The sequence below is a fragment of the Pseudomonas sp. FBCC-B1667 genome, assembly GCF_059133255.1.
Genome location: NZ_CP101437.1, coordinates 4,162,862 through 4,185,398 on the forward strand (window position 1 = coordinate 4,162,862; position 22,537 = coordinate 4,185,398).

The window sequence follows — 22,537 nt, forward strand, 5'->3', positions numbered from 1 at the left end:
CCCTCCCTGAGCCAAAAACTGGCGATACTCACTTACTGATTGCTGGCAATGTGCCGGTTAGCTTCCCGTTTAAAGCTAATGGGAGTTTTTTTCAATCGTTTTATTTTGTGATCGTTCTAAATGGACGACCGGCTCACGCTAATAGCTCAGAGATCCACCGGGCCTGCCGGGCGACATCTTGCAACTTTTCCTCGGGCAGGGCCTGCCGCGCCCGTGCAAAGTGGGTCAACGTCTTCTGCTTTTCACGCAGCACACGCTGCCACTTGGCCAGGAACGCCGGGCTGCGTGCCTGCATTTGCAGCGGGCCGAAGTACAGCTCTTCGGCGGTGTACGTCATCGGGCCGGCGCGCTCGGCAACGATAATTTCGTAGTCGAAACGGTTTTCCCGCAGCAGCTCCTCGCAGAGGATGCTGTAGCCATTTTCCATCAACCATTGGCGCAGTGGCTGCTCGCCGCCATTGGGCTGCAGGATCAGGCGCTCCTGCCCGCTCAAGCGTGCCTTGCCGCTGGCGAGGATGTCGCGAATCGTTTCGCCGCCCATGCCGCAGATGCTGATCGCGGTGATCCCGTCGCCCGGCTCGATCGCCGCCAGCCCATTGGCCAGGCGCACGGTGATCCACGCGTCCAGTTCGTTCTCGCGCACGGTACGTTCTGCCGCGTGGAACGGCGTCAACGCCACCTCACCGGCAACGGCCGCCACGATGGCGCCACGGCGCATCAACGCGACCGGCAGGTAGCCGTGATCCGAGCCGATATCGGCCAGTCGCGCGCCCGCGGGCACATGCGCCGCCACGCGTTCCAGGCGCATGGACAATGTCTGTTCGTTCAACTGCAGTTCCCTTTACCACGGATGTCCGGCAGCTTCGGCCGGATCGGGACGCGATTGTGTCGGGCAACGCCACGCATTACAAATTCCTGCGACCGGGGCCCGGATCGGCCCCGCGCCTGTGTCAGGGTTATCGGCACAACCGATACGTGGACTGCACCAACCCGGAAGGAAAGCAGCGACTGGATACCAGTTTCAAGTCAACATCCTGCTGAAGGGTGCCGAACAATGGCCGTCCCGACCCGATCAGCACGGGCACGGTGGTAATCACCATGTCAGTAATTAACCCATCGCGAAGAAATGACTGCACCAACTGCCCGCCATCGACATAGACCCGATGCACGCCTTGCCCGGCCAGTTCCTCCATCAAGGCTGCGGGGGTGAGACTGGAAAACCGCAACTTGCCCTTCAATGCGTCGGGCACCGGCGAATTGGCCAACTGTTCAGACAGCACCACGACTGGCCGGTCGTAGAACCACGATTCGAAGGTCAGCACCTTCTCGTAGCTTCCCCGCCCCATGACGATCACATCCTTGTCGGCGATGAACGCTGAGTAACCATGATCCTCGGTCTGATCATCGCGCTGCAAAAGCCAGTCGATATCCCCATCAGCGCGGGCAATGAATCCATCCAGACTGGTGGCAATGAAAACATGGGCTGTGACCATCAGGTCCCTCCTGTTTATACGTCGCATGTCAAGGCGTGATCATAAGCCCAATAGGGGACCAAAACGGCGTGGCGCGGATTTGTGGGTCATGCGTTGTATGAATGTGAGCAAGACCCGGACAAGCAAGCATTGGGGCACGACGGGAAGGTTTTAACCCACCTGCCATGCTGCATCCACCATTCATTGACTCAGGTCTAAACCCTGGACGACCGAATCCTGATAATGATTTTTCATATTTTTAGGCAGGCTTTGATGACTCCTCAGCTTTTCTCGATTCACGCCCTCGTGAGTTTTACCCTCGCCATCCTCCTGCTTTTCCTCGGCAAAACCCTCGTCCAACGCAACGCCTTGCTCCGTCAATATTGCATTCCCGAATCGGTGGTTGGCGGCTTCGTCTGTGCGGCAGTGACGACCCTGTTTTACTTCGGCCTGAACATCGAGATCGAATTTGATCTGGATGTTCGCGACACGCTGCTGTTGTATTTCTTTGCCGGCATTGGCTTGAATTCGGACATGCGCCAACTGCTCAAGGGGGGAGTCCCGCTACTGATCCTGCTGGTGCTCGCGGGTGTGTTCATCGCCCTGCAAAACGCGCTGGGTATGGGCGTAGCCGAGGCATTTGGACTCGATCCCAAGGCGGGGTTGATGGTGGGCTCCATTTCCCTGACGGGTGGCGCGGGCACGACCCTGGCCTGGGCGCCGCTGTTCGTCGACAAGCTGGGCATCAATAACGCGCATGAACTGGGCATGGCCAGTAACACCGTCGGCCTGATTGCCGCTTGCGTGATCGGCGGTCCGATCGCCAACCGACTGATACGTCGTCATCAGCTGACGCCTTCGGGGGATGCGAGCCTGGAAGTCGGCGCCCCCGAGCAACAACCCGACCAGTCAATGAACTACTACGATGTGCTCTGGGCGTGGATGTGGCTCAACCTGACCCTGATGCTCGGCTACGGCCTCAACCTGCTGCTGGTCGACGCCGGCATCACCCTGCCCAAATTCGTCAGTTGCCTGTTCGCGGGTATCGTCATTCACCACATCGTTCTTGCGGTTATGGATGAACAACGGCTGAAATCCTGGGGTGGCGCCCGCCTGGGGCTGTCGCTGATCTCCGATATCTGCCTGGGCATGTTTTTGACCATGGCGCTGATGGGGCTTCAGTTATGGCAGCTCAGCGGCGCGTTACTGTTCATTCTGAGCGCCTTGAGCCTGCAAATCCTGCTGACCGTGCTCTACACGTATTTCGTGGTGTTCCGCTGTATGGGGCGCAATTACGAAGCCAGCGTGATTGCGTCCGGCTTCGGCGGGATTGCCCTCGGGTCCACGGCAACGGCCATCGTCAACATGACGACCGTGACGCAAAAATACGGCGCGGCCCATCAGGCCTTTCTGATCGTGCCGTTGGTGTGTGGCTTTTTCATTGACCTGGTCAATGCGGTGATCATTGGCATGTTCAGTGGTATCTAGCGAGCGTCCGGGTACATCGCAAGGTAGCTGTCGACGGCCGTGTCGATCGTCGGAAAAAACGCTGTTTCGCCGAACTGGGTGAACAGCCCGAACCGCTTCAGTTTGTCCTTGACCGGGTCTTTCATCTCGGCCAGACACAACTCGATACCCGCCTCACGCAAGGTTTCGTCCAGTTCGGCCAACAGGTCGGCAGACGTCACGTCGACACTGGTCATCGGTTCTGCCGCCACCACCACCCAGCGCACGGGCGTGGGCGATGTCGCCACGGCGTCCAGCACGCGGTCATTGAACAATTCGGCATTGGCGAAAAACAACGGGGCATCCCAGCGGAACAGGACCAGGCCGGGGATGAGCCGGGCATTGGGAAAACGCTTGATATCGTGAAAGCCCTGGACCTCATCGGCACGTCCCAATACGGCGGAATACGGCCGCCAGCCATCCCAAAGGAATTCGATCACCGCCAGCAGGATGGCCAGCCCGATGCCCTCTATTGCACCAAACACCGCAACGCCGACGGTGCAGGCGAGGGACAGCCAGAACTCCCAGCGCTGAATGCGATAGATGCGTCGCAGATCCGTGACTTCGATCAAGCCGATGGCCGAAGCGATCACCACCGCCGCCAGCGCGCTGTTGGGCAGGTCCTGCAACAGGTTCGGCGCCACCATCAGCAGCAAGGCCACCGCCAGCGCGCCGACGACGCCGGACAATTGGGTTTTGGCCCCGGCGGCCTCGGCCACCGGAGTGCGTGACGAACTGCTGCTGATGGGAAAACCCTGGAAAAAGCCGGCCGCCAGGTTGGCGACGCCGAGCCCGACCATCTCCTGGTTCGGATCGACGTACGTGCGCGAACGCGCCGCATAGACACGCGAGAGCACGCTGGTGTCGGCGAACGAAACCAGCGCCACAGCGCAGCCGCCAATCAGGACCGGGACCATATCGGCGGACGTGATCCAGGGAATGGCGAACGCGGGCATGCCTTGGGGAAGTTCGCCAAGGACCGATATGCCGTATTTCGTGGCAAGGTCCAGTACACCCACGGCGATGGTGGCGCCCGCCACGGCGATCAAAATGCCGGGGATGCGTTTATGCCCTTTGAGCAACAGGATCACCACCAACGTGGCGGCGCCGACCGCGAAGGTGACCCAGTTGGTTTTTCCGTGCAGCACGGCGGTCGCGATCGCCCATATATTTCTCAGCGGCCCGGCGGATTCGATCTTGAAGCCGAAAAATTTGGGCAACTGGCTGATCAGTACGGTCAGCGCGATACCGTTCATGTACCCATAGCGGATCGGTTTGGAGAGGAGTTCGGTGATGAAACCCAGGCGCGCGATGCCGGCCAGGATGCAGACCACCCCCGACACGATGGCCATCATTCCCGCCAGGGCGACGGCGCGATAGGGATCACCGCCGGACAGTGGCAGGATCACCGCAAGGATCACGGCAGCCAGCGACGAATCCGGTCCCAGCACCAGAATTCGGCTCGGCCCGAACAACGCATAAGCGAGCAGCGGAACGATGGTCGCGTAGAGGCCGTAGATGCCGGGCACACCCGAGGCTACCGCGTAGGCGATACCGACAGGCACGAGCATGGTGGTCAGGACGAGTCCGGCGACAATGTCATTTCGCAGCCAGGCAATTTGATAGTGGCGCAGCGTGTTCAGACCCGGCAGCCATCGAGCCCAGCGGCCTTGACCGGCGCCTGCGACGCGGCGTGCAATACGACCTGGTTCCGGGACGGGGGGTGAAGAATCTGAATTGCTCATGGAACTGTAACCTCGTGGTGTACAGCGCATATTGGCTTTGGGAGAGCCGCAACGTTGCTGCGCCCTCCCCAGTTCTTCATCCACCGCGTGCGATGGTCAGCACAGCACCAGTAACCGACATGGCTACCCAGGCCAGTGCCAGTTAAAAACGGTTACCTATGTGCTTGAACTGTTTTTTTACCTGTGTGGGTGAGTCATACCTGGCGTTGTTTTCGGGTCCACTTCAGTGTAGTGACAAAAAACATTGCCGCAGCCTCCGTGCCAAAACGCAGTTTGTATGCCCGGTCTGGCCCGCAAGATCCGCGTGCTGGATGCCCTGTCCTGGCCGGATGGCGTTGAAGAAACCTTCCTGGCGAACTGGCGTGCCGGAAAAGCCGCATTGCCCGACGTCGAACTGCGCCCTCGTGACCACAGCGCGGACATCACCGCCCTGGAAGCCTTTATTGAGCGATGCGATGTGGGGCATCCGGCCGGTAACCACCTCGCGATGACCGCGCGAAGTTATGCCACGGCGGGTCGCATGCTCGGGGCGGTTGGCACTCCGGCCTTTACCGGCTATTCGTCAGCGTTGTACCGGCGTCCGGACTTCTATTACCACCGTCTGAAACTGAGCATGCTCGACGCCGCCCGGTTTTTCCTCAATACCACCGACGCGCTTCTGGGTGGCGCGCGAATTCCACCCAGCCCGGCCGAGATCCCGGCCGAGCTGTTCACCGGCAGCATGGGCATCAATCGCCTGCGTCGCCTCGTGCTGCGTGTGCTCGCCGTCCAGCAAGCGCTGGAGGGCGCCGACTTCATTCAGGTGTTCGAAGGTTGTCTGGCGGCTGGCCAGTCCCAAGAAGAATCGTTTCGCTCAACCCAAGGGGTGTTTCGCGGCGCCAATCGGCGGGGCGGTTCGGCGTTTACCAAGGACGCCGCTTACCTGACCGGTTTGCTCGGCGTCCACACCCTGTTGCGCATCGCGATCCGCGACAACCGGCCGGAACTGATGGCCCATTTATAAAATGGAACAAAGGAGGGGGGAAGGTGCGGTGCCCGTTAGCAGTGTCAGGCAGAATCAGTGAGTCAGACTCATTCCTCCACCCCCCGCGCCGGAAAAAACAGCTCGAAGCACGTAACACCCTCACTGCTGCTGACGCTATATGCCCCATGGTGCAGCTGCATGATCGTCGCCACGATCGACAAGCCCAATCCGTTGGAATGAGCCGACCGTTGACGGGATTCATCGGCGCGGTAGAAGCGCTCGAACAGCCGGGGCAAATGTTCGGGGGGGATGGTCTGGCCGTGGTTGCGCACGATCAGGCGGATTCCGTCGGCCGAAGGGGTGGCGCGGATGAACAGTTCGGAATCCGGCGCGCCGTACTTGATGGCGTTGGCGCAGAGGTTGGCCAGGGCGCGGCGCAGCAGCATCGGTTCGGCCCAGATCACGCCGCTGCCCTGGGCGTTGATGCTGATCCCGACATCCGCCGCCGGCCCTTCGAAGTAGTCGGCCATGCGTGCCATTTCGTCGGCGGCATCCAGTTCCTGGCGTTGGCTCAGGGCACTGACCGGATCGGTGCGGGCCAGAAACAGCATGTTGTCGAGCATCCGCGCCAAGCGCTCAAGCTCCTCGACGTTGGAGGCGAGCAGTTGCTGATAGGCTTCGATGCTGCGGTTTTGCTGCAGTGCGACCTGGGTTTCGCCGAGCAGGTTGTTGATTGGCGTGCGCAGTTCGTGGGCCATGTCGGTCGACACCTGACCCAATTGCACGAAGCCCTTGCCCAGACGGTCGAGCATCGCATTGAACGCCTCGATCATTGGCAGCAATTCCCGTGGCGCGCCTTGGCTGTCGAGGCGCTCGGTGAGGTTGCCGACGCCGATACCGTGGGCGTGCCGCGCCAGACGCCGCAACGGCAGCAGCCCGCGATGCACCAAAAAATAACCGGACAGCGCCAGCAAAATCGCCGCCACGCTGGCGAAGAGGTACACGTTGAGCCGGTAACTGGCGAGCACCGCGGTGCGCTCGGTCATCAGGCGTCCGGTGACCACTTGCAGGCTGCCCAAGTCGCCGGAATCAATGGTCGCCGCCAGCGCCGCGAAGGGCACGCCGTCCACGCTCGGGTAATGGTGCACGTCGGTCAGGCTCAGCGGGTGGTCCATCGCCACCGGTGAGACCGACGGCACGGCGAGGTTACCGGGGTTGACCACGAGCAAGGGTTTTTTGCCGGGGGCACCGATCGTCAGCAGGGCCTCGCGGTTGCCCAGCATGTTCTGGAACAACGCCGGTTTGGTTCTGATCAGCTCCAGCGTATTGCTGTCGTTGAGGAAGGTGCGCAATTGATCGATGCGATTGATCAGGGCCGCGTCGTCGCGCCGGATCAGCTCACGTTCCAGATCCCGGTACAGCGCCACGCCCAGGAGCGCCAACGAGACAAAGGCCAGCAAGGCAAACACCAGTGCCAGGCGTAGCGTCAAAGAATGGCGAAGGCGGGCGATCATGGTTGCGTATCGAAGCGGTAGCCGATGCCGCGCACGCTGTGGATCAGCTTGAGCTGGAACGGGTCGTCGATTTTCAGTCGCAACCGGCGCACCGCCACATCCACGACGTTGGTGTCACTGTCGAAATTCATGTCCCAGACCCGTGACGCAATCATCGAACGCGACAACACCTGGCCTTGATGCGTGGCGAACAAATGCAACAGGGCGAACTCTTTGTTGGTCAGGGTGATCCGCACACCGGCGCGGGTGATGCGGCGTTTGAGCACGTCGATCTGCAGGTCGTCGACTTGCAGTTGTTCTTCCTCACGGGTGGGGCCACGACGGGTCAGAGTGCGCAGGCGCGCCACCAGTTCGGCGAAGGAAAAGGGCTTGATCAGGTAGTCATCTGCGCCCAGTTCAAGGCCCTTGATGCGGTCGGCGATGTCGTCCCGGGCGGTGAGAAACAGCACCGGTGTATCGGCTTCCTTGCGCAAGCGGCGCAGGACTTCCCAGCCATCCATTTTCGGCATCATGACGTCCAGCACGATGACGTCGAAATCGTGCTCCAGGGCCAGGTGCAAACCGTCGACCCCGTCCCGCGCCAGACTGGCCGAGTACCCGAGTTCCAGCAGGCCGTTGAGCAGGTAGTTACCTGCCTTGGGTTCATCTTCGACTACGAGGATGTTCATGGGAATCTGCCTCAGCCAGTTGGCGCCAGTGTAGCCCGATCAATGATCATTGGTGCAACCCGTGCCGGCGACCTGGTAATCCAGCACATGCTGGCGGCCCTGGTGGTCCAGGTAGTCGAGCCGCGCCGGAATCACGCCGCATTGCTGTGAAATATCGGTGGTGGACAGGACTTTATCGACGTCCATGTGCACGAAGAAACCGGTTTTGTCATGGATCACGGGCGCGGTGGTTTGATTGTCCGCAAACGCCGAACCGGTGGCGAGTAGGGCGGCGAAACCGAGGATAAACATTTTCATGATGAGTCTCTCTTCAGGATTTGGGGTGGCTGCCGTCGGGTTCGCCTGGCAGTGAGTTCAGGTTAACCAGGCGATCCGGACAGCCGACCAACAGTTCAATGACAAAGTTGTAATGAAGCGCAGTCCGGGGTTACGGCTGGCGACCGGAGGCTTCGAGGATCAGGTCAGCGATTTCCTTGGAATGGGAGACCAGCGACAAGTGGCTCGATGGCAGCTCGATGGTGGTGGCGTTCATGCGCTTGGCCAGGAAGCGCTCCAGATCCGGGTTGATGGTCTGGTCGAGACTGGAGACCGCGTACCAGGACGGCTTGGTGTGCCAGGCTGCGGCGGTGGTGCGGTCGGTGAACAGGGTCTTGGCAATCGGTTGCTGGACGGCGAACAACTGCATCGCCTTGTCGTGGGGCACGTCACTGGCGAAGTATTTGAGGAAGGCATCCTGCTTCAGGCTGACATAGCCATCGTGCTCTTCGGTGCCGGCGCGTACGGGCATGGTCGGGTATTTAGCCGACAGCGCGACGAAGTCTTCGCCTGCATCCGGCGCCCGGGCCGCGACATAAACCAGCGAGCTGACCTTCGGATTGACCCCGGCCTCACTGACCACGGTACCCGCATAGGAATGGCCGACCAGCACGGTCGGGCCGTCCTGTTGATTGAGAATACGCTGGGTGGCGGCGACGTCGTCGGCGACCGAGGTCAGCGGGTTCTGTACCGCCGTGACGTGCAGGCCGGCAGCCTGCAACCGCGAGATTACGTCCGACCAGCTCGAGCCGTCGGCCCAGGAACCGTGCACCAGCACGACGTTGTTGGCCTTGACCGGCGCGATGTCGCTGGCCATCGCAGAACCGGTGCCCAGCATCAGAAGGCTGGCGGCGATCAGGCAGAGTTTGCTCAATGGTTTCATGGTGTGGACCCTTGTCATCATCAGTGGAAGGCGTGTCACCCGGTGTGGGTGACTGACGACTCCACTGTATGAAGCGAGGGTGCTGGCTACGCTGACAACTCGATGACAAGTTTGTAATGCAAGCGCGTGGCTTTAGCGCCGTATATCGGAATCGAGGAACGGCCGCTCATGGAAAAACTTCCAAAAGATGTCACCGCCCCGGAGTTCGACCATGAATGATGATCGCAAGCAGGAAGCCCTGGACGCCTGGTATCAACTCCTGAGAGAGCCAGCGATCCGCATGGATGTGGAAGAGCATTACGATGAGCTGCTCAAGGCGGCTGATGAGATGGAGCGCACGGGGCTCATCAGCAGCCTTGAATGGCGCCGACTGGTTCGCGAGTCAGGCGTTGCGTTTGCCAATGCGACCGAAGGCTTGGGCCGCGCAACATAGCGATCACACTTGGCCTTCTTCCTGTTCGGCCTCTCTGGGCGAACCATTGCATGATCAGCGCGTCTTTTTCATGAAGATCAAGAGCGTCTTTCCCGGTAATCCGTGAAGAACCATTTATTTGCCGGGCGCCTCAGCCTGAGCGATACCGTGCGCCTGGCGCCGCTGTTCGAGTCCGGCTGGCTCCAGGGCCCGATCCATCTCCCTGCGTGGGCCAGCGATCTGCGCCTGCTCTCGGCCAATCTCGCCTTCTCCGCCTTCCTCGCCCGGATCCCGCTGGATGTGCTCGACCTGGATGTCCTTATGACGTTTGCAGACGAGCACGAAACCGATACCAGTGGCGGCAGGCCGCGTGAACGTAAATAAATGGCAGAAATTTATTGTTTGCTACGCTTAGTGAGTGGCTTCGAGGTCAAGGCCAGTGGCTTGCACAGTCCGCTTCCACCTCCCGGGCATTGATTCACTTATTTCAAACGTGCCTGACGACGTGGAGTTGCAATGCGCATTCCATTAATTTACGCGCTTTCGGCTGTCATTTTTTTGAGCGGATCTCACTGCGTGGCAGCCGGTACAAGCACACCTGCGCCGGCAAACGCTGTCACCGCGCCAGCCCCGATCACCGCGCCCGCCACGCCACCCGCTAAAGATCCGGTATTTACCCAGGAACAGCTGGATCAAATGCTGGCGCCCATTGCGCTTTATCCCGATCCACTACTGGCCCAGATTCTGATGGCCTCCACCTACCCTGGGGAAGTCGCCGAAGCGGTCACCTGGTCCAAAGCACATCCGGACGCCAAGGGCGACGATGCGGTCAAACAAGTGGCTAACCAACCCTGGGACCCGAGTGTGCAGGCGCTCGTCGCCTTCCCGCAGGTCTTGGCGACGCTGGGGCAGGATCCCGTCTGGGTTCAACGCTTGGGTGATGCCTTCCTGGCGCAGCCCGACGATCTCATGGAGGGGGTACAACGCTTGCGCCGTCAGGCCCAGGAAGCCGGCAACCTGCAGAGCAACCAGTATCAGAACGTGACGATTCAGAATCTTGCCGCGCCGGCGAAAGAATCCGCCGCGCAATCCGCTCCCGCAGCGCCCGCTCCGCCCCCGACCATCATCATTCAGCCCGCCGATCCGCAGGTGGTGTACGTCCCCACCTATAACCCGACAACCACCTACGGCACCTGGCCGTACCCGGCGTCGCCGCCGGCGTACTACCCGCCACCGCCAGCCTATTACCCTGGCCAGGCCTTGATGGCCGGGCTGGCGTTTGGTACCGGTGTGGCCATTATCGGTGCGTTGTGGGGGGAATTTGACTGGGGGAATAACGATGTCGACATCGACGTCGAACGCTATAACAACATCAATGGCAACAACCGCATCAACGTGAACCAGAACAAGTGGCAGCACAATTCCGCGCACCGCAATGGCGTGCCCTATCGTGATACTCGCAGCCGCGAGCAGTACGGTCGCCAACTGAACGGTACCAGTCAGCGTCAAGCCTATCGTGGGGACAACGCCCAGCGCGCCCAGGCCCGCGAAGCCGCCCGCAGTTCAATGGACAGGGCCGGTATCGAACGCCCACCCACCAGCAATCGCGAAGCCCGCGATCAAGCACGCGATGCCTCCCGGGCGACGGCCGGCGATCGGATGCAAGCCGGTACGGACAGACCGAATACGGCCAATAGACCGCAAACCTCCGACAGACAAAATGCAGCCGACAGAGCTAACGCAGCTAATAGACAGCAGGCTGCGGACAGAAGCCAAGGCACGGCCCGAGACAATCTGGCGAATCAGCAACCCAAAAAACAGACCACTCAGACGCCTCAGCGACCGGGCAACGCGCAGGCGCGTCAAACGACGCAAAACCGGCCTGCCACGACGGCCGCCAGCAAGGGCAGTGCCCGGGACAATGCCTTCGCCGGCGCTCGCTCACCGTCTCAAGCCAGCGCACAAGCCAGTCGTGGCCGGGCCAGCCAGGCATCGGCCCAGCGCCCCAGTGCCTCGCGAGCCGCCGGTCATCAAATCAATCGGCCGGCCAATCCACCAGCGCGTCAAAGTCAAAGGGGTGGCCGTCGTTGAATAACTATCCTCGAATGAAGGCACGCTTGGGCGTGCTCCTTCAGGCCTTGGCGATCACTGCCGGTTTGGCGTGGTCGTGCATGGCGACGGCACAGAAGGAATTTCCAACCCCGGAAAAAGCCGCTAAAGCGTTCGTCGAAGCACTGGGTACAACCCACGCCGATCAGCAACGCCTGACAGAGTTGCTGGGGAATGAATGGCGTAATTTCATCCCTCGCGCAGGCACTGAACGCGAAGATGTGGATGCGTTTTTGAAGCAATACCACGAGCAAAATAAAATTGAGAAAACCAACGACCGAACAGCGATTCTCTCGGTCGGCAGCAACCACTGGACACTGCCGATCCCCATCGTAAAAAGCACCCACGGTTGGCGCTTCGACATCAAGGCCGGCAGTGCCGAAATCCGCGCACGTCAGATTGGCCGTAACGAACTGGCCGCGGTGCAAGCGGCGCTGACCTATCACGACGCCCAGATGGACTACGCGTCAGTGGATCGCGACGGCGACGGCGCACTTGAGTACGCGCAGAACATTTACAGCACCCCCGGCACCCATGACGGACTGTATTGGGCCGACGACGACACCGGACAAATCAGCCCGCTGGGCCCCGAGTTCGGCAAAACCATTGGCGGCGAAGCCTGGCATGGCTACCACTTCCGCATCCTTGATGGCCAGGGTCCCTCGGCACCGGGAGGCGCCTACAGCTACCTCATCGGCGACAAGATGAGCCGGGGCTTTGCACTGATCGCCTGGCCAGAGAAATACGATGACACCGGCGTGATGAGTTTCATGATCAGTCATGAAGGACAGGTGTTCGAAAAAGACCTGGGGCCCGGAGGTGACAAGGTGGCGAAGTCGATGAAACGTTTTGATCCGGATGACAGTTGGACGGTGGTGGATGCGGATCAGGAGTAGGTGATGATCGCCGCATCAGACCTCGTCAAAGGCAGCCATCGGCTAGTTGCTGGCGGTCACGAAGGTGGGCAACCGCCCCATTGCTGTCCTTCGCGGCAGAGCGCTACCGGCCAACAGCGGCCGGTGGTGCGGTCGTCAGGTGATTAGGCAGTGGTTACAACACCAGGGGCGATTCACGCTTAAATCGAAATTGTGCAAAACCGTGGTCTGCCCCTTACTGGCGGGCGGTCATCTGCTACCTGCGCCCCCGGTATTGCGGAGGACGCGTTTGAGCCTATTGCGATTCGCCGCCAGCGGTAGTCGTCGTGGTTTTCAAGTATTGATCCAGCGGTATCAGCAGATTTTTGGCTTGGCTTAGCTCATCCGACAGTGTCTGCGCTGTTGTGAGCATGTGGGTGGTTAAACCCCTGATCGCTGCAATGTTACTTTTGGCTTTGTTTGTGGGCGAGTTGTCCATGGTTGCCGACTGTATAAGCAGAGCCAGGCCGAGATTTTTGTCCACCTTCACGCCATCGCCGCGCATATAGAGCATGCCCAGATTACCGATGGCGAGCGCATCGCCTTGCGCTGCTGCCTTGCGATACCACTGGTTGGCCTGCGCATAGTCCACGGCAGTGCCACGACCGTTTTCATACAGCACACCCAGATTGTATTGCGCGTTGGAGTTGCCTTGCTGCGCAGATTTTTCATACCAGCTAACTGCTTGCGTTTCGTCCTTGGCGACCCCGATGCCCTGCTCGTACATCAGAGCCACATTGAACTGGCCATCGGCGTTGCCTGTGTCCGCAACGGTGCTGAATTCCTTGAATGCCAGCGGCAAATCACCGGCTTGATAGGCCGTGACGCCTTCCTCCAGGCCGGCTTGCGCCGGTCCGCTCAGGAAGCTGAAGATCGTCGCGAGCGCCAAGGCTGTGATGGGGTGAAGTAGTCGATTCATCGCTGTCATATGAAAGTCTCTGGGTCGTTGGTGAAGACCACTGATCTATGATTAACACTTCTGATGACAACCAGAGGCAGACCACGGCTTAGGCCATTACGGGTTAATCGTAGTCTATCCCTCGGCAATTACTGCCCTCACATCGCCTTCGCGAAGCTTCTTCAGTCTTACCGGCCACCTCTCGCTACAGCCCAATGCCCAGCCTTCGCCCCCGCCATTCAGCCGTTGCGACCGGCTGAATCCACAGCCGTTTTCTGGCTTTCGCCACCGTCTGCCCGGGTTGTTGTCAGCCTTTGTTGCCAGGCAAAATCAAGCGAGGCTGCAGGCTCGAACGCTGCCTCGCGGGCTCGGTGGCGGCTACAAAAGAGTGGTGTCAATAGATTTAAACGCAGACGATTTTTCTTGTTTAAAACAACGGATCGCGAGGTACAAAAGAATTTCGTATACCCTAGCCCCATCTCACTGCAAACGACCTGCCGACGTGAACCTACCCAAACTCAACGCTCCCGACCTTGGCAATACGCCTTCGACCTCGGAAATCATCACCCGCCATCTGCGGGACGCCATCGTCGCCGGTCATTTTGCCGAGGATGAACCGATTCGCCAGGACGACATTGCCCGTCAGTTCAACGTCAGCAAAATCCCGGTGCGCGAGGCGCTCAAACGACTGGAAGCCGAAGGGCTGGTGATGTTCCAGCGCAATCGCGGGGCGATGGTCACGCGCATTTCCGATGCGGAACTGGCGCAGATGTTCGAAGTGCGCATGTTGCTCGAAGACAAAGTATTGCGCCTGGCCATTCCCAACATGACCGAAGAAACCTTCGCCCGTGCCGAGCGTATCTGCCAGGAATTCATCGGCGAAGACGACGTCGGGCGTTGGGCCGAACTCAACTGGGAGCTGCATTCCTGTCTGTACGAGCCGGCGCAGCGGCCGTTTCTGGTGAGCCTGATTCGTTCGGTCAACGACAAACTGGAACGCTACCTGCGCATGCAGATGAGCCTCTCCGCCGGCAAGGAACGCGCCGATCACGAGCATCGCGAGATCCTGGCGGCCTGCCGCGCCGGGGATGTGGACCTGGCGGTAAAACTGCTGGATGAGCACATTGCCGGGGTCTGCAAAACCCTCTTCGAGCACCTGCCCCACGCTCACTGAGCGTGATCGACACTGTGCCGATTTCGTCATCGGCACCGGTTAAATCCCTCAAGCCGACACCCCGCTGCACGGGCCACTCTAGCGTTCACTCAACCGAATGGACGTGGCCCTCCCATGAAAAGCATCTCCGTCATCGACTCCCACACCGGCGGCGAACCGACGCGTCTGGTGACCGCCGGTTTTCCTGATCTGGGCCGCGGCAGCATGGCTGAACGGCGCAAAATCCTCGCCGAACAACATGACCCGTGGCGTGCAGCGTGTGTACTGGAACCGCGCGGCAGTGACGTATTGGTGGGCGCCCTGCTCTGCGAACCGGTTGACCCCAACGCGTGTGCCGGGGTGATTTTTTTCAACAACAGCGGTTACCTGGGCATGTGCGGCCACGGCACCATCGGCCTGGTGGCGTCGCTCGCACACATGGGCAAGATCGGGCCCGGCGTGCACAGTATCGAGACGCCGGTGGGCACGGTTCAGGCCACCCTGCATGAGGACCATTCGGTCAGCGTGCGCAATGTCCCCGCTTATCGCTATCGCAAGGACCTGACCTTGCAGGTGCCGGGGATCGGTCAGGTGACCGGCGATGTCGCGTGGGGCGGCAACTGGTTTTTCCTGATCGCCGACCACGGCCTGCGAGTGGCCGGTGACAACCTTGAGACGCTGAGCGCTTACACCTACGCCGTACAACAGGCGCTGGAAACCCAGGGTATTCGCGGTGAAGACGGCGGCCTGATCGACCATGTCGAGTTGTTCGCCGATGACGATCATGCCGACAGCCGCAACTTCGTCCTATGCCCCGGCAAGGCTTATGACCGTTCACCCTGCGGCACCGGCACCAGCGCGAAACTGGCGTGCATGGCGGCTGACGATACGTTGCAGCCTGGTCAAATCTGGCGTCAGGCCAGTGTGATTGGCAGTGAATTCGAAGGCTCCTTCGAATGGCAAGGTGAGCGCATCATCCCGACCATCCGTGGCCGCGCCTTCATCAGTGCCGAAGCCCGCCTGATCATTGAACAGGACGATCCGTTCGCCTGGGGCATTCGCCCATGATTGAGGGGCGCGTGGCCGATGTGATCGTCATCGGCGCCGGGATCATCGGCGCGGCATGCGCCCAGGCGCTGGCGCGGCGCGGCTTGCAGGTGCTGGTGCTCGATGCCGGCCTGCACAACGCGACGGCGGCGGGCATGGGCCACCTGCTGGTGCTTGACGACAATCCGGCCGAACTGGCCCTGAGTGATTACTCCCTGCAACGCTGGCGCCAGCATGGGCCGGACTTGCCCGACGGCTGCGCTTACCGCAACAACGGCACGCTCTGGCTGGCCGCCAACGCCGAAGAAATGGCGGTGGCCCATCGCAAATACCTGAACCTGCAGGCTCAGGGAATCGCCTGTGAATTGATCGGTGCCAGTGCCCTGCGCCAGCGTGAACCGGAGCTGGCCGAGGGCCTTGAAGGAGGGCTGCTGATTAACGGTGACGGCATTCTGTATGCGCCTGCCACGGCCAACTGGATGCTCGACACGCCAAACATCCGCCAGCGCCGGACACGCGTCGCGGAAGTCGATGGCCATCGGGTACGCCTCGATGACGGCCATTGGTTGAGTGCCGACGCAGTGGTGCTGGCCAACGGCACTCAGGCCAATCAGTTGTGCCCTGAGTTACCCATCGAGCCAAAGAAAGGACACTTGCTGATCACCGACCGCTACCCCGCCACCGTCACCCACACGCTGGTGGAACTGGGTTACGTCACCAGCGCCCACAACGCCAAAGGCCCGTCGGTGGCCTGCAATATTCAACCGCGTCCGACCGGGCAATTGTTCATGGGTGCCTCGCGGCAATTCGGCACGACCGACCCGCAGGTCGAAGGCTGGATGCTCGCGAAAATGCTCAAGCGTGCGGCCGGCTACATGCCGGGATTGGCCCAACTGAATGGCATTCGCGCCTGGACCGGATTTCGCGCCGCCACCCCTGACGGTTTGCCGCTGGTGGGTCAGCACCCGCAACGTCAGGGCTTATGGCTGGCGGTCGGTCATGAAGGATTGGGGGTGACCACCGCGCCCGGCACCGCGGATTTGCTGGTCGCGCAACTGTTCAACGAAACCCCGCCACTGACCGCCCAACCGTACCTGCCCCAGCGTTTCCTCGGAGAACCTGTGTATGCCTGAATTGATGCTCGACGGACAGGCCCTGACGGTCGCCGACGGCACCAGCGTCGCCGCAGCGCTGGCGTTGGGCGGCAACGGTTGCAGCCGCACCTCGGTCAGCGGCCAACGCCGCGCACCGTTGTGCGGCATGGGCATTTGCCAGGAATGCCGGGTGACCATCGACGGTCGCCGTCGCCTCGCGTGCCAGACCCTTTGCCGTGACGGCATGCGAGTGGAGACACAGCCATGAACGAATACGCTGACCTGTTGATCATCGGTGCCGGCCCCGCCGGTATGGCCGCCGCACTGGCCGCAGCCCCCAGTGGCGCACGCATTGTCATGCTTGATGACAATCCGTTGGCAGGCGGGCAGATCTGGCGCGACGGCCCTCAAGCGAGCCTTCCCGATCAGGCCCGTCAGTTCCGGGAGCGCTTGCAGTCCCACGGCAATATCCGCCATCACAGCGGCACCCGGGTGATCGCCAATCCCGGCTTGAAACAACTGCTGGTCGAGGACGACGAAAACGGCTGGCTGATCAGCTACGACAAATTGATCCTGTGCACCGGTGCCAGGGAATTGCTGCTGCCCTTCCCCGGCTGGACGTTGCCTGGGGTGACTGGGGCCGGGGGGTTGCAAGCATTGATCAAATCCGGACTGTCAGTGCGCGATGAACGCGTGGTGATCGCCGGAAGCGGGCCACTGTTATTAGCCAGCGCGGCGACCGCCACAAAACACGGAGCATCGGTGCTGCGCATCGCTGAGCAGGCTTCGTTAACGTCGGTCGCCGGTTTCGCTGCGCAACTGCCGCGGTGGCCGGCGAAATGGCTGCAATCGTTCAGCCTGTTCAACCGGCATTACCGGGCAGGTACTCATGTGCTGGCAGCCCTTGGCACTGACCGACTCGAAGGCGTGCGCCTGCAACAGCAGGGCAAAATCGTCGAACTGGACTGTGATCGGCTGGCCTGTGGGTTCGGCCTGATCCCGAATATCCAGTTGGGTCAGGCATTGGGTTACGCCATCGAAAGACAGGCGTTGAAGGTGGATGCCTGGCAAGCCAGCACCCGTGCCGATCATTACGCGGCAGGCGAATGCACCGGGTTCGGCGGCAGTGAACTGGCCTTGGCCGAAGGCGCGATTGCCGGGCACAGCGCCGTGGGTGATTTGGAGCAGGCCCGCCAATGGTGGCCACGCCGCGCACGCTGGCAGGGTTTCGCCACGGCACTGAATCGAGCATTCGCCCTCGACCCGCAACTCAAATCCCTGGCGCGCCCCGACACCCTTGTTTGCCGCTGTGAAGACGTGCCCTACGCCTCACTGACCGAACACCGAGACTGGCGCTCGGCCAAGCTGGCCAGCCGTTGTGGCATGGGCGCCTGCCAGGGTCGTGTATGTGGCGCTGCGGTTGAGCACTTGTTTGGCTGGCAACCCTCGGCGTCGCGCCCACCGTACAGCCCGGCGCGGATCGAGACGCTGATGTGCCTGGACGACACGCCGCCCGTGTGATGAACGTGACTGGGGTTTCGGTCATGCGACCGAGCCTCTATGATCCGCAGGTCGCCCTCGGACCTCCCAGCGCTATGTACCCCTCACTCACCCTCTTCAAACCCTGCGATCTGCCGACCCTGTTAAGCAACCTTCAGTCGATCGCGCCGCTGCTCGATACCCTGTCGGACGTGGTGTTTTTCATCAAGGATCTCGACGCCCGGTACGCCTTTGTCAACCAGACGCTGGCGCGGCGTTGCGGTTTTAAACACAGCGAACAATTGCTCGGGCTCACCGCCGACAGCGTCTTCCCGGAACACTTCGGGCCGCTGTACACCGAGCAGGATCGGCGGGTGTTATCCAGCGGCCGGATGCTGGCCGACCAACTGGAGCTGCACCTGTATTTCGGCAATCAGCCGATCTGGTGCCTGACCCACAAACTGGCCCTTCACGACGAACAGGGTCACATCGTTGGCCTCGCCGGAATCTCTCGCGATTTGCCAACGCCGCAGTCCACTCACCCGGCGTACCTGAAGCTCGCCGCGGTCGATGCGCATATCCGCAGCCATTTCGCACGGCCTATCAGCCTCTCTGAATTGACGGCGATTGGCGGCTATTCCGTCGCGCAACTGGAGCGTCACTGCAAACGGGTGTTCCAGCTCACACCGCGACAGATGATTCATAAAGCGCGCCTGGAAGAAGGTACGCGGCTGTTACTGAGCACCGAGTTGCCCATCACCGACATCGCCCTGCGTTGCGGTTACACCGATCACAGTGCATTCAGTCGGCAGTTCCGCGCACTGACCAGTTTGTCGCCGAGCCAGTACCGCGATAACCAGCGCTAAGCCAGTCATCGGTGTTCCCTAAAGGGGCGCCCGCACCCTCATTGCTCCCATCTGTAACACCGGCACGCAGGTCGCCGCGCCCTGTTTCTCCACTGCAAACCCTCTACTTCAAGGGCTGACGCTGAATTCACGGTGCTGACTGGAAATCGGCACATTGATTGCTATTGTTAATATCGTATACGAAATCCTCAATACGATATTCAACAGCACTTCACACGAACGAGGCCTCTATGAAAAACCCTGCATTTGCCGTAGCCCTCAGCGCTGTTCTCAGTACCTCCTTTGTCGCCAGCGCCCAGGCGGACAAGCTCGACGACATCATTGGTTCGGGCAAGCTGCGCTGTGCCGTGACCCTGGACTTCCCACCGATGGGTTTCCGCGATGCCAGTAACAACCCGGCCGGTTTCGATGTGGATTATTGCCACGACCTGGCGAAGATCCTCGGGGTCGAGGCTGAAGTGGTCGAGACGCCGTTCCCCGATCGTATCCCGGCGCTGGTCTCCGGGCGCGCCGACGTGATCGTCGCCTCAACCTCCGACACCCTCGAACGAGCCAAGACCGTCGGTCTCACCGTGCCCTACTTCGCGTTCCAGATGGTCGTGCTGACCCGCGACGATACCGGCATCAACGGCTTCAACGACCTCAAGGGCAAACCGGTGGGCAACACCAGCGGCACCTATGAAGCCATCGCTCTGGAGAAAGACGTGAAAAATTGGGGCACCGGCAGCTTCCGGGCCTACCAGTCGCAGAACGACACCCTGCTCGCCGTTGCCCAGGGCCACATCGACGCCACCGTGGTCACCAACACCGTCGCTGCCGCCACCCTCAAATCGGGTAAATACAAAAACCTGAAAGTCGCCGGTAATGCTCCGTACGTGATCGACTACGTGTCCCTCGGCGCCAAGCGCAGCGAGTACGGCTTGCTCAACTACCTCGACCTGTTCGTCAACCAACAGGTGCGCACCGGTCGTTACAACGAGCTGTTCGTCAAATGGGTCGGCACCGATATTTCGCCAGCCGACCTGACCGTCCCAAAGGTCTACTACTAAGATGTCCGGCATGCCTGGGTCTGTTTCTCTGACCGGTCGCAGTCTGGTCGCGGGCGCCGCTCAAGGCGCCCTGCTGTTCGCCGATGTCGGGCTGAGTTTCTGGGGCGGCGTTGATTGCGCCAGTGGTGAGGTCATCGATCGCCACCACCCGCTCAGCGGCGAATGTCTGTCGGGGTGTGTGCTGGCGATTCCCAGCGGACGCGGTTCGTGTACCGGCAGCAGCGTGTTGATGGAACTGATCAGCAACGGCCATGCACCGGCAGCACTGGTGCTGGCCGAACCGGATGAGATCCTGACCTTGGGCGTGCTGGTCGCACAGACCATTTTTGCCCGTTCCCTGCCGGTGCTCTGCATCGGCCGGGAGGCTTTCGCGACGTTGCGCGATCACGCTGTCGCCAGGGTCGATGGCGACACGCTGAACCTGTTCGAAAACCTGCCCGGCGATGCCTGGCAGACACTCGACACACCTTTGTCCAGCATCGATAGCCGCGTTTCAATCGAACTCACCGAGTTCGACCAGGCGCTGCTCGACGGCCAGCACGGTCAAGCCGCGCAAATGGCCATGCACATTGTTCTGCGCATGGCCGAGCTGCAAGGGGCGCGCAGCCTGGTGGATGTCACCCAGGCGCACATCGATGGCTGCATCTACACCGGACCTGCCAGCCTGCGCTTTGCCCAGCAGTTGGTGGAATGGGGGGCGAACGTGCGAGTACCCACCACCCTCAATTCGATTTCCGTGGACCAGCGCCGCTGGCGCGAATTGGGCATCGACCCGGCCCTCGGCGAGCCGGCCAGTGCCTTGGGCGATGCCTACATGGCGATGGGCGCTCAACTGAGTTACACCTGCGCCCCGTACCTGCTCGACAGTGCGCCCAAAGCGGGCGAGCAGATTGTCTGGGCCGAATCCAATGCCGTGGTGTACGCCAACAGCGTGCTCGGCGCCCGCACCCTGAAGTACCCGGACTACCTCGACATCTGCATCGCCCTCACCGGCCGTGCCCCGCTGATCGGCTGCCATCTGGACGCGCAACGCAAAGCCCGGTTGCAGATCGAGTTGCCGGTACTCGGTGAACTGGACGATGCGTTTTACCCCTTGCTCGGTTATCACATCGGTGCGCTGGCCGGCAGCCGCGTGCCGCTGGTGCTGGGTCTGGAAAATCGCCAACCGAGCCTGGACGATCTCAAAGCGTTCGGCGCAGCGTTTGCCACCACCTCGGCGGCACCGCTGTTTCATATTGCCGGGGTGACACCGGAAGCCATCGACCCGACAAACGTGCTGGAAGCGGATGCCTGCGTCCCCGTGGAAAAAATCCGCCTGGAAGACCTGCTGGTGAGTTGGCGCGAGCTCAACAGTGCCCGCGATCACCACGTGGATGTGGTGTCGCTGGGCAACCCGCATTTTTCCCTCAGCGAATTCGCGCATCTGGCTCGTTTGTGCCGGGGTCGGCACAAGCATCCGGACGTCGTCCTCGCCATCACCTGCGGCCGCGCAGTGCTGGAGCAGGCCCGCGAGGCCGGGCATATCGCGGTGATCGAGGCCTTCGGCGCCACCCTGGTCACCGACACCTGCTGGTGCATGCTCGGCGAGCCGGTGATTCCACCCGCCGCCACCACGCTGATGACCAACTCGGGCAAGTACGCCCACTACGCACCGGGACTGGTGGGCCGCAAGGTGCATTTCGCCAGCCTCGCCGAGTGCGTCGATACCGCGTGCAACGCCAGCGCCAGCGGACGTCTGCCAGCCTGGCTGCAACCCGCCGCCCAATTGGAGAGCCCCGCGCATGTTTGACTACACCTTCCAATGGCGCTCGGCCCTGCGCGCCTTGCCGGACATGCTCGCCGGCGCCGTGGTCACGTTCGAGACCGCGGCCCTGTCGATGATCTTCGGCGTGCTCATCGCCCTGGCCCTGACGGTCATGCGCGAAAGCAAAAATCAGCTGCTGCGCGGCATCGGCAACGGCTGGGTATCGATCGCACGCAACACGCCGTCGCTGTTCCAGATCTACATCCTTTACTTCGGCCTCGGCTCGCTCGGCCTGCACGTCAGCTCGTGGCTCGCGCTGCTGGCCGGGATCACATTCAACAACGCCGGCTACCTCGCGGAAAACTTTCGCGGCGGGCTCAAGGCCGTGCCCCAGACCCAGGTGCGCGCCGCCCGGTCGCTGGGCATGAGCGCCTTTCAAACCTACCGCATGATCGTCGTCCCACAACTGCTGCGCATTGTGTTCTACCCGCTGACCAACCAAATGGTCTGGGCGGTGCTGATGACCTCGCTGGGGGTGATCGTCGGGCTGAACAATGACCTGACCGGGGTAACCCAGGACTACAACGTCAAAACGTTCCGCACCTTCGAGTACTTCGCGATTGCGGCGGTGCTGTATTACGCGATTGCCAAGGCGATCGTCGCGAGCGCCCGGTTGATGGCCTGGCGGTTGTTTCGTTATTGAGG

General features: G+C 61.2%; 21 protein-coding genes and 2 pseudogenes. 15 read left to right on the top strand and 8 right to left on the bottom strand.

The window, feature by feature from the left end; translation table 11 throughout:
- Nucleotides 1-133: 133 nt before the first annotated feature.
- Nucleotides 134-829 (bottom strand): tRNA (adenine(22)-N(1))-methyltransferase, encoded by a 696-nt coding sequence (locus NL116_RS19235; RefSeq protein WP_494373574.1) that lies wholly within the window; start codon nt 827-829, stop codon nt 134-136.
- Nucleotides 830-956: 127 nt separating this feature from the next.
- A complete protein-coding gene (locus NL116_RS19240; protein ID WP_494373575.1) occupies nt 957-1,493 on the bottom strand; it encodes a dihydrofolate reductase family protein in 537 nt (178 codons plus the stop codon).
- A 252-nt stretch (nt 1,494-1,745) separates the two neighbouring features.
- Here NL116_RS19240 and gltS point away from each other — a divergent pair, with 252 nt between their 5' ends.
- Nucleotides 1,746-2,960 (top strand): sodium/glutamate symporter, encoded by a 1,215-nt coding sequence (gene gltS / locus NL116_RS19245; RefSeq protein ID WP_494373576.1) that lies wholly within the window; start codon nt 1,746-1,748, stop codon nt 2,958-2,960.
- Here the strand turns inward: gltS and NL116_RS19250 are convergent.
- Nucleotides 2,957-4,723, bottom strand: coding sequence for a SulP family inorganic anion transporter (locus NL116_RS19250; protein ID WP_494373577.1), 1,767 nt, complete (start codon nt 4,721-4,723; stop codon nt 2,957-2,959). The genes gltS and NL116_RS19250 overlap by 4 nt on opposite strands.
- A gap of 277 nt (nt 4,724-5,000) precedes the next feature.
- Between NL116_RS19250 and NL116_RS19255 the strand changes: the two are divergent.
- A pseudogene (locus NL116_RS19255) lies at nt 5,001-5,723 on the top strand (tyrosine/phenylalanine carboxypeptidase domain-containing protein); the annotation flags it as partial.
- Between the two features lie 71 nt (nt 5,724-5,794).
- Here NL116_RS19255 and NL116_RS19260 read toward each other — a convergent pair.
- The 4 genes from NL116_RS19260 to NL116_RS19275 form a co-directional block, all read right to left on the bottom strand.
- A complete protein-coding gene (locus tag NL116_RS19260; protein WP_494373578.1) occupies nt 5,795-7,201 on the bottom strand; it encodes a heavy metal sensor histidine kinase in 1,407 nt (468 codons plus the stop codon).
- Nucleotides 7,198-7,869 carry a heavy metal response regulator transcription factor gene (locus NL116_RS19265; protein ID WP_494373579.1) on the bottom strand — a complete coding sequence of 224 codons (672 nt, stop codon included), beginning with the start codon at nt 7,867-7,869 and terminating at the stop codon, nt 7,198-7,200. Before NL116_RS19265 ends, NL116_RS19260 begins: the two co-directional genes overlap by 4 nt.
- Nucleotides 7,870-7,908: 39 nt before the next feature.
- On the bottom strand, nt 7,909-8,166 hold the full coding sequence (locus NL116_RS19270) for a DUF2790 domain-containing protein (RefSeq protein WP_494373580.1): 258 nt from the start codon (nt 8,164-8,166) through the stop codon (nt 7,909-7,911).
- Nucleotides 8,167-8,296: 130 nt separating this feature from the next.
- A complete protein-coding gene (locus tag NL116_RS19275) occupies nt 8,297-9,067 on the bottom strand; it encodes an alpha/beta hydrolase (RefSeq protein ID WP_494373581.1) in 771 nt (256 codons plus the stop codon).
- A 211-nt stretch (nt 9,068-9,278) separates the two neighbouring features.
- On the opposite strand from NL116_RS19275, the gene NL116_RS19280 reads away from it, so the two are divergent.
- The 4 genes and pseudogenes from NL116_RS19280 (at nt 9,279) to NL116_RS19295 (ending at nt 12,484) form a co-directional block, all read left to right on the top strand.
- Nucleotides 9,279-9,500: a hypothetical protein gene (locus tag NL116_RS19280; RefSeq protein WP_494373582.1), complete on the top strand. Its 222-nt coding sequence runs from the start codon at nt 9,279-9,281 to the stop codon at nt 9,498-9,500.
- 111 nt (nt 9,501-9,611) lie between these two features.
- Nucleotides 9,612-9,863: pseudogene (locus NL116_RS19285) on the top strand (tyrosine/phenylalanine carboxypeptidase domain-containing protein); the annotation flags it as partial.
- Nucleotides 9,864-9,995: 132 nt separating this feature from the next.
- Complete coding sequence (locus NL116_RS19290) at nt 9,996-11,570, top strand: DUF3300 domain-containing protein (protein ID WP_494373583.1); 1,575 nt, start codon at nt 9,996-9,998, stop codon at nt 11,568-11,570.
- Between the two features lie 14 nt (nt 11,571-11,584).
- Nucleotides 11,585-12,484, top strand: a complete 900-nt coding sequence (locus NL116_RS19295) for a DUF2950 domain-containing protein (RefSeq protein WP_494378097.1) — start codon at nt 11,585-11,587, stop codon at nt 12,482-12,484.
- 274 nt (nt 12,485-12,758) lie between these two features.
- Here NL116_RS19295 and NL116_RS19300 read toward each other — a convergent pair whose 3' ends face one another.
- On the bottom strand, nt 12,759-13,430 hold the full coding sequence (locus NL116_RS19300) for a tetratricopeptide repeat protein (RefSeq protein WP_494373584.1): 672 nt from the start codon (nt 13,428-13,430) through the stop codon (nt 12,759-12,761).
- A 472-nt stretch (nt 13,431-13,902) separates the two neighbouring features.
- Here NL116_RS19300 and NL116_RS19305 point away from each other — a divergent pair, with 472 nt between their 5' ends.
- The 9 genes from NL116_RS19305 (at nt 13,903) to NL116_RS19345 (ending at nt 22,535) form a co-directional block, all read left to right on the top strand.
- Nucleotides 13,903-14,574 carry a GntR family transcriptional regulator gene (locus NL116_RS19305; protein WP_027924781.1) on the top strand — a complete coding sequence of 224 codons (672 nt, stop codon included), beginning with the start codon at nt 13,903-13,905 and terminating at the stop codon, nt 14,572-14,574.
- Nucleotides 14,575-14,688: 114 nt separating this feature from the next.
- Nucleotides 14,689-15,621 (top strand): 4-hydroxyproline epimerase, encoded by a 933-nt coding sequence (locus NL116_RS19310; RefSeq protein WP_494373585.1) that lies wholly within the window; start codon nt 14,689-14,691, stop codon nt 15,619-15,621.
- Nucleotides 15,618-16,733 (top strand): NAD(P)/FAD-dependent oxidoreductase, encoded by a 1,116-nt coding sequence (locus NL116_RS19315; RefSeq protein WP_494373586.1) that lies wholly within the window; start codon nt 15,618-15,620, stop codon nt 16,731-16,733. The genes NL116_RS19310 and NL116_RS19315 overlap by 4 nt, the downstream gene beginning before the upstream one ends.
- Complete coding sequence (locus NL116_RS19320) at nt 16,726-16,962, top strand: (2Fe-2S)-binding protein (RefSeq protein WP_494373587.1); 237 nt, start codon at nt 16,726-16,728, stop codon at nt 16,960-16,962. Before NL116_RS19315 ends, NL116_RS19320 begins: the two co-directional genes overlap by 8 nt.
- Complete coding sequence (locus tag NL116_RS19325; RefSeq protein ID WP_494373588.1) at nt 16,959-18,215, top strand: FAD-dependent oxidoreductase; 1,257 nt, start codon at nt 16,959-16,961, stop codon at nt 18,213-18,215. Before NL116_RS19320 ends, NL116_RS19325 begins: the two co-directional genes overlap by 4 nt.
- 74 nt (nt 18,216-18,289) lie before the next feature.
- Nucleotides 18,290-19,039 carry a helix-turn-helix domain-containing protein gene (locus tag NL116_RS19330; protein WP_494373589.1) on the top strand — a complete coding sequence of 250 codons (750 nt, stop codon included), beginning with the start codon at nt 18,290-18,292 and terminating at the stop codon, nt 19,037-19,039.
- A 230-nt stretch (nt 19,040-19,269) separates the two neighbouring features.
- On the top strand, nt 19,270-20,088 hold the full coding sequence (locus NL116_RS19335) for an ABC transporter substrate-binding protein (RefSeq protein WP_494373590.1): 819 nt from the start codon (nt 19,270-19,272) through the stop codon (nt 20,086-20,088).
- Between the two features lie 10 nt (nt 20,089-20,098).
- Nucleotides 20,099-21,877: a cis-3-hydroxy-L-proline dehydratase gene (gene lhpI, locus NL116_RS19340; protein WP_494373591.1), complete on the top strand. Its 1,779-nt coding sequence runs from the start codon at nt 20,099-20,101 to the stop codon at nt 21,875-21,877.
- Nucleotides 21,870-22,535 carry an amino acid ABC transporter permease gene (locus NL116_RS19345; RefSeq protein WP_494373592.1) on the top strand — a complete coding sequence of 222 codons (666 nt, stop codon included), beginning with the start codon at nt 21,870-21,872 and terminating at the stop codon, nt 22,533-22,535. The genes lhpI and NL116_RS19345 overlap by 8 nt, the downstream gene beginning before the upstream one ends.
- Nucleotides 22,536-22,537: the final 2 nt, after the last annotated feature.